The sequence below is a fragment of the Pseudohalocynthiibacter sp. F2068 genome, assembly GCF_023015645.1.
GTDB lineage: Bacteria > Pseudomonadota > Alphaproteobacteria > Rhodobacterales > Rhodobacteraceae > Pseudohalocynthiibacter > Pseudohalocynthiibacter aestuariivivens.
Genome location: NZ_JALKAK010000013.1, coordinates 50902 through 63778, shown reverse-complemented (window position 1 = coordinate 63778; position 12877 = coordinate 50902). Strand labels below are relative to the sequence as shown.

Annotated in this window: 11 protein-coding genes, 1 tRNA gene and 1 pseudogene; 7 read left to right on the top strand and 6 right to left on the bottom strand. The window is 51.9% G+C overall.

Annotation, left to right across the window (positions count from 1 at the left end; all coding sequences use genetic code 11):
* Positions 1-8: 8 nt before the first annotated feature.
* A pseudogene (locus tag MWU63_RS14975) lies at positions 9-173 on the top strand (IS3 family transposase); the annotation flags it as partial.
* 202 nt (positions 174-375) lie between these two features.
* On the opposite strand, the gene MWU63_RS14970 reads toward MWU63_RS14975, so the two are convergent.
* Positions 376-460: transfer RNA gene (locus MWU63_RS14970), tRNA-Leu, on the bottom strand.
* A 235-nt stretch (positions 461-695) separates the two neighbouring features.
* Here MWU63_RS14970 and MWU63_RS14965 point away from each other — a divergent pair.
* Positions 696-1727, top strand: a complete 1032-nt coding sequence (locus MWU63_RS14965) for a Hint domain-containing protein (protein WP_247078552.1) — start codon at positions 696-698, stop codon at positions 1725-1727.
* Here the strand turns inward: MWU63_RS14965 and MWU63_RS14960 are convergent.
* A complete protein-coding gene (locus MWU63_RS14960; protein ID WP_213890801.1) occupies positions 1724-3364 on the bottom strand; it encodes an NAD(P)H-hydrate epimerase in 1641 nt (546 codons plus the stop codon). The genes MWU63_RS14965 and MWU63_RS14960 overlap by 4 nt on opposite strands.
* Positions 3365-3532: 168 nt before the next feature.
* Between MWU63_RS14960 and MWU63_RS14955 the strand changes: the two genes are divergently transcribed.
* The 3 genes from MWU63_RS14955 (at position 3533) to MWU63_RS14945 (ending at position 6556) form a co-directional block, all read left to right on the top strand.
* Positions 3533-3871: a P-II family nitrogen regulator gene (locus tag MWU63_RS14955; protein WP_213890800.1), complete on the top strand. Its 339-nt coding sequence runs from the start codon at positions 3533-3535 to the stop codon at positions 3869-3871.
* A 51-nt stretch (positions 3872-3922) separates the two neighbouring features.
* A complete protein-coding gene (gene glnA / locus MWU63_RS14950) occupies positions 3923-5329 on the top strand; it encodes a type I glutamate--ammonia ligase (RefSeq protein ID WP_213890799.1) in 1407 nt (468 codons plus the stop codon).
* A gap of 153 nt (positions 5330-5482) precedes the next feature.
* A complete protein-coding gene (locus MWU63_RS14945) occupies positions 5483-6556 on the top strand; it encodes a hypothetical protein (RefSeq protein WP_213890798.1) in 1074 nt (357 codons plus the stop codon).
* 52 nt (positions 6557-6608) lie between these two features.
* Here MWU63_RS14945 and MWU63_RS14940 read toward each other — a convergent pair whose 3' ends face one another.
* Both MWU63_RS14940 and MWU63_RS14935 read right to left on the bottom strand, forming a co-directional pair.
* Positions 6609-7811, bottom strand: a complete 1203-nt coding sequence (locus MWU63_RS14940; RefSeq protein WP_247078550.1) for a class I SAM-dependent methyltransferase — start codon at positions 7809-7811, stop codon at positions 6609-6611.
* A complete protein-coding gene (locus tag MWU63_RS14935) occupies positions 7808-8614 on the bottom strand; it encodes a DUF3445 domain-containing protein (RefSeq protein ID WP_246531821.1) in 807 nt (268 codons plus the stop codon). Before MWU63_RS14935 ends, MWU63_RS14940 begins: the two co-directional genes overlap by 4 nt.
* Positions 8615-8723: 109 nt before the next feature.
* Between MWU63_RS14935 and dddP the strand changes: the two genes are divergently transcribed.
* Positions 8724-10052: a dimethylsulfonioproprionate lyase DddP gene (dddP, locus tag MWU63_RS14930; RefSeq protein ID WP_213890796.1), complete on the top strand. Its 1329-nt coding sequence runs from the start codon at positions 8724-8726 to the stop codon at positions 10050-10052.
* Between the two features lie 99 nt (positions 10053-10151).
* On the opposite strand, the gene MWU63_RS14925 is transcribed toward dddP, so the two are convergent.
* A complete protein-coding gene (locus tag MWU63_RS14925) occupies positions 10152-11051 on the bottom strand; it encodes an endonuclease/exonuclease/phosphatase family protein (protein ID WP_213890795.1) in 900 nt (299 codons plus the stop codon).
* A gap of 172 nt (positions 11052-11223) precedes the next feature.
* Between MWU63_RS14925 and MWU63_RS14920 the strand changes: the two genes are divergently transcribed.
* Complete coding sequence (locus MWU63_RS14920; protein WP_247078542.1) at positions 11224-12441, top strand: bifunctional alpha/beta hydrolase/OsmC family protein; 1218 nt, start codon at positions 11224-11226, stop codon at positions 12439-12441.
* Between the two features lie 10 nt (positions 12442-12451).
* On the opposite strand, the gene MWU63_RS14915 is transcribed toward MWU63_RS14920, so the two are convergent.
* Entirely contained in the window at positions 12452-12865 is a 414-nt protein-coding gene (locus MWU63_RS14915; protein ID WP_213890793.1) for a DUF6314 family protein, read from the bottom strand.
* Between the last annotated feature and the right edge of the window lie 12 nt (positions 12866-12877).

The following is a 12877-nucleotide window of genomic DNA, read 5'->3' as shown; positions in this document are numbered from 1 at the left end:
AATAGAGGATCAAAGACGGAAAAAAACGCCGCAAGCCTAAAGAAATTATTGCTAAATTACGGCAGGTTGAAGTGCTGTTCGGTCAAGGAATGGCGCGTATAGGTGCCATTCGTGAAGTGCAGATTGTTGAACAAACTTATTATCGCCGGCGCAAGCGATTTGGCGGCATGGGAAAGTGCGGAATTTGTCGCAGAATTTTCTCGTATTGCCACAACATCCGAATTCGGGGTGCCTCTTTCGAACGCACCTTTTATTGTCGCCAGAACATGCCAAGGATTTTCGTTTGCAGGCGTCAGTCCGGTCATTTCGATTTCCTCAACAAATGCCAAACTATCCTATCGGTAAGATATCATCGGTCAATCATTTGAAAGAAAATGGTGCGGGTGAAGGGACTTGAACCCCCACGCCTCACGGCGCCAGAACCTAAATCTGGTGCGTCTACCAATTCCGCCACACCCGCACATGGAACAGCAAAGTCTGCCCAAGATTCTGCCCGCCTTCTAACAAAGCCACAGACCAGAGGGAAGACCCCTCCGCAACTCTTTTTACAACACCTCACTCTGCTAAATTCTCCCATTCATCCGAAGGTCTTTCTTAATCGGGATTATGGTAATAAATTTCAGATTGGACCCTTGGCAGCTTGAAGTTCATAAGCTTGTCGGGAATGTTCTATTTTGTTTCAATCGGGAAACACGATGCCGCAATACACCGTATGGGTTCTGCCCGACGATAATATAACGCTCTCGTCAGGGCAGCTTGACGGTATCACGCAGGGTGATGGCTCGCATCTGGTTGGAAAAACCCTGACAATAAACGACAATACTTATCAGCCTATCGTGATCGACGATAACGAAGGTTTCTTTGCGGACAATGATGGCTCACAAAGGCTTCAGTCCGAAACAACGCTGAATGGCGTGACCTATGCCGCAAACACGCGCGTTGAGGCCGAGTACAAGTTTACCGCAACCTACGACGGCGTCACTTATGAAGGGCTGGGGTTCAATGTGCGCGACAGCTATCCATCCTATGCAACCATCGAAGGTGTCGCATGGTTTGGACCCAATGGTGTTCCCCCCGGCAATGTCTCCTTGCTGATTGACGACGCCAGCGAAGGAAACGCGGGTGGTGCGGTCAATGAGACTAATCTGGCGGTACCATGCTTTACACCCGGCACAATGCTTGACGCACCTGATGGTCCAGTTCCTGTCGAAACAGTTGCCACCGGCGACTGGCTGCTTACGCGTGACGACGGCCCGCAGCAGGTTCTCTGGAGAGGTTGCTTGCAACTGTCTGCGTTGGATCTGCATATCGCGCCGCAACTGCGACCGGTTATGATCCGAAAGGGCAGCCTTGGCCCAAACCGCCCATCGCGTGACATGGTTGTTTCACCACAACACCGCGTGTTGCTGGATGATTGGCGGGCCGAATATTTCTACGGCGAAAGTGAACTTCTGGTGCCGGCGAAGCACCAGATCAATGACCAAACAATTAGGCGCATCACGCCCGAGAACGGCATATCGTACATCCACATTTTGTTTGAACGGCATCAGATCGTATTTTCAGACGGGTTACCAAGCGAAAGCTACCACCCTGCGCCAAACAATCTTGGCGCATTTTCCCAAGACACGCAGGAAGAATTTTACGCGCTGTTCCCTGAGTTCGTCGCTTACGGGCCTTCTGCGCGACCTTCCCTGAAAGCTTGGGAAAGTGCAGTGCTCTCGATCTAGGTTTTGTCGATCTCAAGCGCGCGAAACACCTTTGGCAGTTCTTCGGGCAAATCCTCCGCAATCAGACCGGGGCCAAAACTGCGCGCACATTCCACATGCAGCCAGGCGGCGGTTTCTGCGGCTTCCATTGGAGCAAATCCGCGGGCGAGCAACCCGGTGATGAACCCGGCCAGCACATCCCCTGACCCGGCTGTGGCGAGCCATGGGGCCGCGCGTTCGTAGTGGGCTGAATTAATGGAACAACGCCCCGACGGGTCTGCAATCACCGTGTCCGGCCCTTTGAACAGCACCACGCACCCTGCCCGTTTTGCGGCCTCGCGCGTCGCATCGACCTTGGAATAGGCCGGACCTTTGGTCGCCGGAGCGTTCAGTTTCTCAGCAATATCCGGGAACAGACGCGCGAATTCACCGGCATGTGGGGTGAGGACACATTGGTCATGCAGTGCAGAGAAAAGAGTAGCATCGCCCGCGATAAGCGTCAGCGCATCAGCATCCAGAACGATCGAACGCAAGGGCAATGATGCGTCCGGCCCGGGGGTGGGTGCAGAATGCGCCCGCCCTTGGGGGCGGGTCGGTCGCATCCCGGATCGTTCACGACCCGGGGGATTTGGTTTCAACGCTGTCGCAACAAGCGCCGCCTGCGCCTCGCCCGTCCCCAAACCGGGCCCAAGGCAAAGCGCGTTCAGACGCTTGTCTTCCAGAACCTCCGCCAAACCTTCAGCATCCGCGATAAGTTTCAGCATAATCGCGGTCAGATGACTGGCGTTTTCCTGCAGAGCTTCTGGCGGGCTACCGACCGTCACCAATCCTGCCCCAATACGCAAAGCTCCCCTCGCCGCCATACGTGCCGCTCCGGTTTTACCGGAACCACCTGAGAGGATCAGCGCGTGGCCTTCCGAATATTTGTGTGCCAACGTCGCCTTACCCAGGATGCCGCCATCTCGCATCTCGTTCAATACGGCGGTTTCGCTTGTAACGATGTGGCGCAATCCAATATCAGCCACAACTGTCTTACCAGATTTGAATGACCCCCAAGCTAGGTAGTGACCCAACTTCGGCGTGTGAAACGATACTGTTAGCCCGGCAAGAACGGTTTCCGTACTCAAGTTCAGCTCACGACCGCTATCGCTACAAAGCCCTGAAGGGATATCTATGGCAACAGTTCTAGCCGCAACGTACGGGTCAGCCGTGCGATCTGCTGCCCAGTCGAAAACCGCTCCTTCAAGCGGGCGTTGCAAGCCAGTGCCAAACAAACCGTCCACAAAAATATCCGCTTCATGCGTGTATTTTGGCGCTTCTTCAAATGTACCGACCTCCCCCATCTCCAACCACCGCGCACAATTCACCTTCGCATCCGGCGGCAGTTTTTCGGGATCTCCGTAAAGGAAAACCTCCACCTCCCAGCCCCATTCCTTCAACAGGCGCGCGACGACAAACCCGTCGCCACCGTTGTTGCCGGGGCCGCACAATACCACCGCTTTGTGTGAGGTTTTCGCAAGCTCTGGCCATTCCTCGAATATCGCCTCGACCACGCCGCGCCCGGCGTGTTCCATCAGCTCTAGCCCTGTCACTTCGCCCGAGGCGATTGCGGCCTGTTCGATCTCTCGCATTTGCGCGGCGGTCAGCAATTCTGTCATGGCTCTTTGGCCCTTTTCATAAACTGCACAACAATTGTGCAATTTGTTTATTTTTTATGCATTTGCCTTAAAATCATTCAAATGCCTGCACCTGCGCCATCTTAGCCAATTGTCGCGCCTCATTGAAAGTGGTCTGACGCCCCTGAAGCATTAAATGGAGTCGCGACCGTGAAGAAGATCGAAGCCATCATCAAACCGTTCAAACTGGACGAAGTCAAAGAAGCGCTGCAAGACGTCGGCGTTCAGGGGCTGTCGGTGATTGAGGTCAAGGGCTTTGGCCGCCAGAAAGGCCACACGGAACTTTACCGTGGTGCCGAATATGTCGTCGACTTTCTGCCCAAAGTTAAAATCGAGATCGTGCTGGCCGATGATCAGGTGGATGGCGCGATCGAAGCTATTATCGCCGCCGCCAAGACCGACAAGATCGGCGATGGCAAAATCTTTGTTTCCCCTGTCGAGCAGGCCATCCGTATCCGGACCGGTGAAGCAGGCGAAGACGCATTGTAACTCTGCGGATATTTCCGCTTCAACGAACACACGAAAGAAAAGGAAACCCTTATGAACAACGCTGACGTTCTTAAGCTGATAAAAGATGAAGATGTTGAATATGTCGACGTGCGGTTCACAGACCCGCGCGGCAAGCTTCAACATGTAACCGTTATCGCGGATCTGGTTGATGAGGATTTTCTGGAAGAAGGCTTCATGTTTGACGGCTCTTCCATCGCTGGCTGGAAGTCAATCGAAGCGTCTGACATGAAACTGATGCTTGATCCATCGTCTGCATATATCGACCCTTTCTATGCGGAAAAAACACTCGCTGTGCATTGTTCCGTTGTCGAGCCAGACACGGGCGAGCCTTACGAGCGTGACCCGCGCGGAACAGCGCAAAAAGCCGAAGCTTATCTGAAATCAACAGGTATCGGTGATGTCGCCTACATGGGCCCGGAAGCTGAGTTCTTCCTGTTCGATGACGTGCGCTATAGCGTTGAGATGAACAAGGTATCTTACGAGATCGACGCCCAGGACGCGTCATGGAACACAGACACCCAGTACGAAATGGGCAATATGGGCCATCGCCCCGGTATCAAAGGTGGCTATTTCCCGGTTAATCCGATTGACGACGCACAAGACATCCGGTCTGAAATGCTGTCCACCATGAAACGCATCGGGATGAAAGTTGACAAGCACCACCACGAGGTTGCGTCTTGTCAGCACGAGCTTGGGCTGATCTTTGGCACACTGACCCATCAGGCAGACGAGCTTCAGAAGTACAAATACATCATCCACAACGTTGCACATGCCTACGGTAAATCGGCGACTTTCATGCCAAAGCCGATCTCTGGCGACAACGGCACCGGGATGCACGTGAACATGTCAATCTGGAAAGACGGCAAGCCGCTGTTCTCTGGCGATAAATATGCTGATCTTTCAAGTGAAGCACTTTGGTTCATTGGCGGTATCCTGAAACACGCGAAAACACTGAACGCGTTCACCAACCCGTCGACAAACAGCTACAAACGCCTGATCCCCGGCTTTGAAGCCCCTGTTCTGCGGGCCTACTCTGCACGTAACCGGTCTGGTTGCGTACGTATTCCATGGACAGAAAGCCCGAAAGCAAAACGTGTAGAAGCACGCTTCCCTGATCCGGCAGCTAACCCATACCTTTGCTTTGCCGCGTTGCTGATGGCTGGCCTTGACGGTATCAAAAACAAGATTGATCCGGGCCCGGCATCAGACAAAGACCTATATGATCTGCCACCTGAAGAGCTGGCTGAAATCCCAACTGTTTGTGCCTCCCTGCGCGAAGCACTGGACAGCCTCGAGGCAGACCATGACTTTCTTTTGGCCGGTGACGTGTTCACCAAGGACCAGATCGATGGCTACATCGCACTGAAATGGGAAGAGGTTTACGCTTACGAGCACACACCGCATCCCGTTGAATTCAAGATGTATTACAGCTGCTAACTTTGGTGGGCCTTGCCCCATCTCAAGACAGATTAGAAAGGGCGCTCAGTTGGGCGCCCTTTTTCTTTTGCCTTTGGAATTCCTGCAATCTGCCTGATTTCCGGCCTATTTCGCCCCTAGGTTGAGGTTGAAACATCTTAAGGCAGACTGCCCATGACCTTGAATTGCCCAGATAAAATAGAAGCGGCTCTTTTGTATCACAGCTTGGAGCCCGTGAATTTTAAACAACTCAATGCTTTGTTAAACGCGCATCTTTCCGAGACAAAGCTTCAATTTGAAACGACCGAAATTGAAACGGGTGTCTACGCCGTATACTCTAACGGTGAGTTTTCAATCCGGATTCGTGATGAAGACCAGCCGCTTACTGCCGAAAAATTCAGCGATGTTCTGAACTCCCCAGTGACATCCCTGAGCCATGCTGAGATGACAGCAATCATAAGTGGCCATACTAAGCACATATCCGTAACGGTCTGGGACGGGCAGGATTGCGCACCGCAGATCAGTGAAACCCCTTCGCCTTCCGAAAATAATACTTCGGAAACTTTTCAAACAAAGCTGAACCTCTGCCAAAACGCCGTTACGTCGCTCATTTCTTTCAATAAGCCTGACGCGGTTCTGTGGCACCAATCAAAACAGATGTTCTGCCCACAACAATTTCTGTCGATGCGTGATATTGATTTTCCGCTGGCGCTTTATGTCCATCCAAAACCGTTTTCAAGTGGTGAAAAGCTGGACGACACATTGCTTGCAGGATTTCGTGTCGATCATATTTCACAATTTATCGGCAAACCGCTGGTTTATAATGAAACCTTCCTGCCATTTGAGAAAGCTTTTGAACATCTGAGCGAATTCATGGCGTACCACCGAAACACAGGCGAAATAATGCCAGACGGTGAGTGTTTCGGACGTGATAAAAAGAATCAGGTGCGTGTGAACCATATCGCCCCTGATGACGATCATCCGAACGGCATTGTAGAACTTACCTATTTACACACCCAAAAACCAAAACCAAAACCAATCAAAAAAGACCGGTCTCAACGACCGGAAAGCTTGGCCCCGAGATCTGCAGTGACCTTTAAGAGGCCTGCACAGGTCATGACACAGGAAGCTTTGCTAAAAATTGTTTTTCGGGGCGATCCTCGCAAGCCCTTGTTCGATGATGGAACGGTGGAAGACAACCCAGAGGGCAATACACTGTTAAGCCGGCTGCCCTTCGGGTCAGTTTAGAACCCTGACACGTCCTCGAAATCAGCAAGCCGGATAGAAAGACTGTCTAAAGTCAAACAAGCAACCGGGAATAAAGCAAAAGCCCATATCCTGCCAATGCCTTGGCCGCAGGTCCCCACTGCGCGTTGAAACTGAATTGATCCAGCTCCACTGTTTTTGCGATCAAACCCAAGGATTTCCGACCGTCTACCTGTGCCAGCAATGGTGCGGCGTTCTTTGGAATTTTCAGAATGGTTTTATCGGCACCCAAAACCACACGAAGCTGCCCATTAGACGCCACTTCACGTGCCAGCGCCTGCGGATTCACCCCTTTCATATGTGGAATCTGGTTGGGATCACTGTGTTTTGCGAGCGCATCAGGCGCTTGGGCGATCCGGGTCGCATAACCGACATGGGTTTTTATTGTCCCACGCAGTTTTTCCGCAATCTCCATCGCGTCGGTTCTATCTTCTGGCGCCAAGCAACCATCCGGCAACAATGGCGACGGATCGTAAAGCGCTGGCTGGGTGAATGATACCAAACCCAACCCGGCATGGTTCAGCGCTTCAGTTATATCCCTCACGGTATAGGGGCGGTCCTGACTATGAAGCAACAAATCAAAGAACCCCGCATCACTTTGATTGTGATCATCAAGATGTGGATTACGCTTAAACGGATGTCCGTCTGGCAGTGCACGGAATATTTTTTTTGCCTGCGCCAATTGGTTTTCAGGAGACAAACCATCAAGCAGCTGACTAAAGGCTTCCTGCAGCGGATAAACCCCGTTTCGCCCGTAAGGTGCATAAACCATAAAACCCAACCCGCCCCTTGGCGCGAGCGCGGCTGCCAGGGCATCAAACCCAAGCTGGGGTTCGGGCAAGTGATGCAAAACACCACAGCAATCAATATAGTCAAACAAGCCAAACTCAGCCACGTCGAGTAGGCTACCGGTCACGAAATTGATGTTTTTCAAACCTCTGATGCCTGCACGTTTTTCAGCAATCTGGCGTGACGCAGACGAGAGATCAATATAGGTGATTTCATAAGGGCGGTTTACAGAACTCAGCACCTGCGCCAACTGGATCAGCGCATCCCCTGTGCCACCCCCCGCAACCAGCGCACGCAGCGGTTTTGACCAATCACGCTTGCCCCCAAATACGAAATGATCAATTTCCAGCGGATGCGAAGGTGAACCGGTAACGAGCCGCTTTTTTTCATCTTTTGGGTCACGTTCAGGGTACGGAAAGACCTCATACTGCTCTTGTACTTTGCTCATATGCCTACCTCGTCAATCTGAAAGCAGAGTAAGCCGTTTTTCTGTTCCTGCGTAAGGTTCTCATACCGAACAAGGCAGGTGTGGATCGCGAAAACAACTGTATTTGTTTTGGGTAGACGCACCAATGTCTGCCGTTCCGAACGCAGATACTTTGCACGCCCTTTCGGCCTTTGCCTCGGAGCTTCTTCAAGTCGCGGCTGAAAAAGGGCCGGATCATGATAGTGTAATGCATTTGCACGCCAGATCGGGCGACCAACCTTTATGCCGTCAAAAAGACGCTGCACACGTTTGGCGATGTTTGTGTCATACGACTCGACAGGTTGATGAACCGCGACCAGAGGCTTCAGGAATTTCTGTGACAAGGTCCAACTGGCTGGAAAACACAAAAGTGCGCCTGTTATGACATGTTCGTCGTCCTGTTTTTCAAGGATAACAAAATCTTCCTGAACAAGTTTGCTCAATGTCACAAGCGGTTGTTCTTTTAAACAATCGACGCGGGCGCCATCCGGTCGGATAACAAACCTATCCCCGACTTCAAAACCGGATATTTTTGACAATTCAGAAACGACAACATCCAGCAATTCTCGCGCTGCAGGCATCGCCGAGGTTGATACAGCATGAACTTCATCAAAACGGTGTTTCAACAGTTTTTCTTTTAGCTTCAGTTGCCCTTTGTAAGCCTCGTCGATCGTCAGCCAAACAGGGCGCTCGAGCGGCATAATGCCCGGCAATTTGCGCGCTCGCGCATCAAGCCAAGGCGCAAATGGAAGTCTTTCCTGTAAAACCAATTCGTCTTCTTCCATCAAAAACTGCCCTATTATACCAAAACCGACCCCTGTTTTGGTCGGTTTCAGGCAGGACAATGCGGGGAAAGCATTTCATCGTTTTGCCAGCACCGACGGAGCCAAAGCTATGAACACGCATTATCGCGAAAGAAGAAAGATCGACCCAACACGCGGCGACAAACTGCCTGACGGTTCTCCAAATGACAATGACCGGGTCGAAATTGGGCCGACGCAACTTGCCTTTCGCGAATGGGAAGCAGCGGAACTTGTTCTGCCCAACCTTGAAAAGATGCGTGCTTACAGGCTCCAACGATTGGTAAGCCACATCAATGCCCGAGACTACGGCGGCGTTTTGATGTTTGATCCGATGAACATCCGCTACGCAACCGACAGCACTAATATGCAGCTTTGGAATACACATAATTCCTTTCGTGCGGTGCTGGTTTGCGCGGATGGGTATATGGTGATCTGGGACTACAAGAATTCCCCTTTCCTCAGCAAATTCAACCCATTGGTGCGCGAGCAGCGCTCTGGCGCGGACCTGTTTTACTTTGACCGGGGCGACAAGGTGGATGTGGCGGCTGATGCCTTTTCAAACGAAGTGCGTATTCTGATCGAAAAACATTCCTGCGGAAACATGCGGCTTGGTGTCGACAAACCGACAATTCACGGAAACCGCGCCCTTGTTGCACAGGGGTTTGAAGTCATGGAAGGCGAGGAACTGACCGAAAAGGCCCGCTCAGTCAAAGGCCCGGACGAGATTCTGGCAATGCGCTGCGCCTCGATCGCCTGTGAAAATGCTGTGGCAGAGATGGAACGCGCTTGTGAACCCGGAATGAGCGAAGATGAAATCTGGGCTGTCCTTCATGCTGAAAACATCAAGCGGGGCGGCGAATGGATCGAAACCCGGCTTCTGTCCACGGGTCCACGCACCAACCCGTGGTTTCAGGAATGTGGCCCACGTATCCTTCAGAACAACGAAATTCTTTCATTTGACACTGACCTGATCGGCTCCTACGGAATCTGTGTTGATATTTCGCGCAGTTGGTGGGTCGGTGACGCGGACCCCCGCCCGGACATGGTTTACGCCATGCAACACGCCCATGAACACATCATGACAAACATGGAAATGCTGAAACCAGGTGTCCAGATGCGTGATCTTACGCACAACTGTCACAAGCTTGACGAACAGTTTCAAAAACAAAAATACGGCTGTTTAATGCATGGAGTCGGGTTGTGCGACGAATGGCCCCTGATTGCTTATCCAGACCAATTCGTTGAAGGAGCCTTTGAATATGAACTGGAGGCCGGGATGGTGCTTTGCTCTGAAGCATTGGTTAGCCCGGAAGACGGTGATTTTTCAATCAAGCTCGAAGATCAGGTCTTGATTACAGAGGACGGTTTTGAAAACCTGACGACTTATCCCTTTGACTCGCGCTTGATGGGGTATTTTTAAGCAGATCAGAGCAACCTTTGATCCTGCTAAACCTGTTCAGCGAAAATGCTCACGTAGTTAACAATATATCGTTTTAAATCATAAGCTAAAACAACGTAGTTAAAGTTTAAACCGCGCCAAAATGCCCATATGATCCGACCCAAGAAGTGGTCGAAGCTGTGTGCGTGTTTCCTGTCCTTCAGTCGCCGGGACCAAAACGTGATCGATCGGCAATTCAAGAAAACCATTAAAGAGCGAATAGGTGTAACTTACAGCACCTGCCCGCTCCGTTTCCGTTAAATCCAGCAGAGAATGCATGGCGTAGGACCACGGTACCATGTTGAAATCTCCACCAACAACGACCCTCCCGTCAAGCCCATTCAGAAATGGCCGAAGCCGTTCAATCTGTCGGGCCTGGGTATGAGGATACGGCCAGTGCAGGTGTACCGAAACAAGCCAGAGAGGCCCATCAGCGGTTATCACCTGTATCGCAACCGCGCCCAAACGCTCAATACAACGCTCGCTCCCTTCAACCATCGGCCAGCGCGACGCAACGCTAACGGCCCCCACCCATAAAAACCCGCACGTGAGTTGGCTTTGATATTGCCCAGCCAATGCTGACAGCACTTCGGTATTCGCTTCATTGACCTCCTGAAGCGTCACGAAATCCGGGTTATGCTGTAAGATATCGGAGACAACAGCTTGCTTGTCAGCCAAACGAAAGGACAGGTTTTTCTGGTAGAGACTGTATTTTGCCTCTTCCGATACTCGATGTTCGAGCCCGGCCCAAAGGACACCTGTGCCAAAAAAGATCGCCACACCAAACCAGACAGCGGCAACACCCTTTAGCCATTTCCAGCTCATGGTGAATAATATCAAAGCACCAAGGCCGGTCAAAACGGCGAAATGCCAACGGAAAACCGCAAAAGAATCGCCAATTGGATGAAGACCACCAGTCAGACCCAGTACCAAAGGCAGAACTGGTGACAAACACAGCGCGACACCCAAAAATCTTAACATTCAAAACCTCTGATCATACGAAAGCCAATCGCGTATGACATTGACATAGTCAATAAAGGCGACAACCGCAATTCAGTCACACACCCTCACCTTCATGTTACGCAACCGTGACATACCTTGTGTTAAATGCGGTTGCAGCCCAATTTGTGCGGGCAGATAGAAAGGAATCCCAATGGCGACCGAGCGCGTGACTTTTACGGGACATTCAGGCATTAAACTTGCCGCCAGGCTGGATCTACCAGACGGACCACATCTGGGAACCGCTTTATTTGCACATTGTTTTACGTGCTCAAAAGATATTCCCGCAGCACGCAGGATTGCAGGGCGGCTCGCGGGAATGGGCATTGCTGTCTTGCGCTTTGATTTCACCGGTCTTGGGCATTCGGAAGGTGAATTTGAAAATACCTCGTTCAGTTCGAACGTTTCTGATCTTGTTGCAGCGTCCAACTATCTGAAAGAGCGGGACATGGCTCCGGGGATGTTGATTGGTCATTCTCTTGGCGGAGCTGCGGTTTTACGTGCTGCAGATTCGCTGCCAAGTGTAAAAGCTGTTGTAACCTTGGGTGCACCGTTTGACCCCGGTCACGTCACGCATAATTTCGCGGATGCCTTGCCGAAAATACAAGCCGAAGGCACCGCCGAAGTTAACCTTGGCGGACGCCCCTTTCGCATCGGGCGCGCGTTTGTTGAAGATGTCGCCGCCGAAAACCTGGCACCCGCCATCGCCGGGCTGAAACGCGCTTTGCTTGTTATGCACGCCCCGCGCGACACAATTGTTGGCGTCGAAAACGCAACGCAAATTTTCACCGCAGCGCGTCATCCGAAAAGCTTTGTCACGCTCGACAATGCGGATCATCTGATAACCAATTCGGCAGATGCGGAATATGCGGCCGAGGTGATCGCAGCTTGGGCAGGCCGCTACATGGACCTGCGCCCGCCTGCACCCCCAATAGGTGCCCCTGAGGGTGTGGTTCGCGTAGCAGAGGCTGATCCCGAAGGTTTCTTGCAGGATGTGAACGCTGGCCCGCTTCATCATACTGTTGCGGATGAACCACTAGCCTATGGTGGCACCAACAAAGGCATGTCGCCCTACGGCTACCTGGCTGCGGGTCTTGGGGCCTGCACATCGATGACAATCCGCATGTACGCGCGTAGAAAAGAATGGCCGCTGGAACACGTCAGTGTGGATGTAACGCACGACAAGGTTCATGCCCAGGATGCGGGCAATGGCGCCAACACTAAGATCGACACCTTTCAACGAAAAATTCACCTGACTGGCAACCTGACAGATGATCAGCGACAAAGATTGCTGGAAATTGCTGATAAATGCCCGGTGCACAAAACGCTTGAAAGCAGTTCAGAGATCGAAACCTCTTTAGCCACGGCGTAGGCAAAACGCCTTAACCGATATCACCTGCGGCGTAATAGCTGGATGTCATAGTGTAGAGTTTTCGCGGTCCGGCAACATGCCATGTGGCTGACCAGACTGGCCACTCCGAAAAGTCATACAATACGTTATAAGTATCCTCAGCACATACGTGTTCTGCCTTTGTGGTGCGTTGCGTTATATCAAGGCGATGAAAGAATTGCCCATTGTCAAAACAGATATCAATGCCACCGGGGCGTGGTTGCCACCAATACCGACGCGACGCCCGCAATTGAGGTTGCCCTGCATAGACCAAACGCCCGACTTCGATGTACCGAAGCGACGAACTGTCGGGTTCAAATGTTGCCATTCCATCCATATATCCCCGCAGCCCGGTTTTTAGGTCGATTATCTCACGACCTAACCACCAGGAGCCGCAAAAATCCATAAGCTGCTTTGG

Coding starts and splice junctions, on each gene's coding strand:
- MWU63_RS14935 (WP_246531821.1), bottom strand. CDS start 8,614: ATGGAAGAAGACGAATTGGTTTTACAGGAAAGACTTCCATTTGCGCCT.
- MWU63_RS14965 (WP_247078552.1), top strand. CDS start 696: ATGCCGCAATACACCGTATGGGTTCTGCCCGACGATAATATAACGCTC.
- glnA (WP_213890799.1), top strand. CDS start 3,923: ATGAACAACGCTGACGTTCTTAAGCTGATAAAAGATGAAGATGTTGAA.
- MWU63_RS14945 (WP_213890798.1), top strand. CDS start 5,483: ATGACCTTGAATTGCCCAGATAAAATAGAAGCGGCTCTTTTGTATCAC.
- MWU63_RS14940 (WP_247078550.1), bottom strand. CDS start 7,811: ATGAGCAAAGTACAAGAGCAGTATGAGGTCTTTCCGTACCCTGAACGT.
- MWU63_RS14960 (WP_213890801.1), bottom strand. CDS start 3,364: ATGACAGAATTGCTGACCGCCGCGCAAATGCGAGAGATCGAACAGGCC.
- MWU63_RS14920 (WP_247078542.1), top strand. CDS start 11,224: ATGGCGACCGAGCGCGTGACTTTTACGGGACATTCAGGCATTAAACTT.
- MWU63_RS14925 (WP_213890795.1), bottom strand. CDS start 11,051: ATGTTAAGATTTTTGGGTGTCGCGCTGTGTTTGTCACCAGTTCTGCCT.
- dddP (WP_213890796.1), top strand. CDS start 8,724: ATGAACACGCATTATCGCGAAAGAAGAAAGATCGACCCAACACGCGGC.
- MWU63_RS14915 (WP_213890793.1), bottom strand. CDS start 12,865: ATGGATTTTTGCGGCTCCTGGTGGTTAGGTCGTGAGATAATCGACCTA.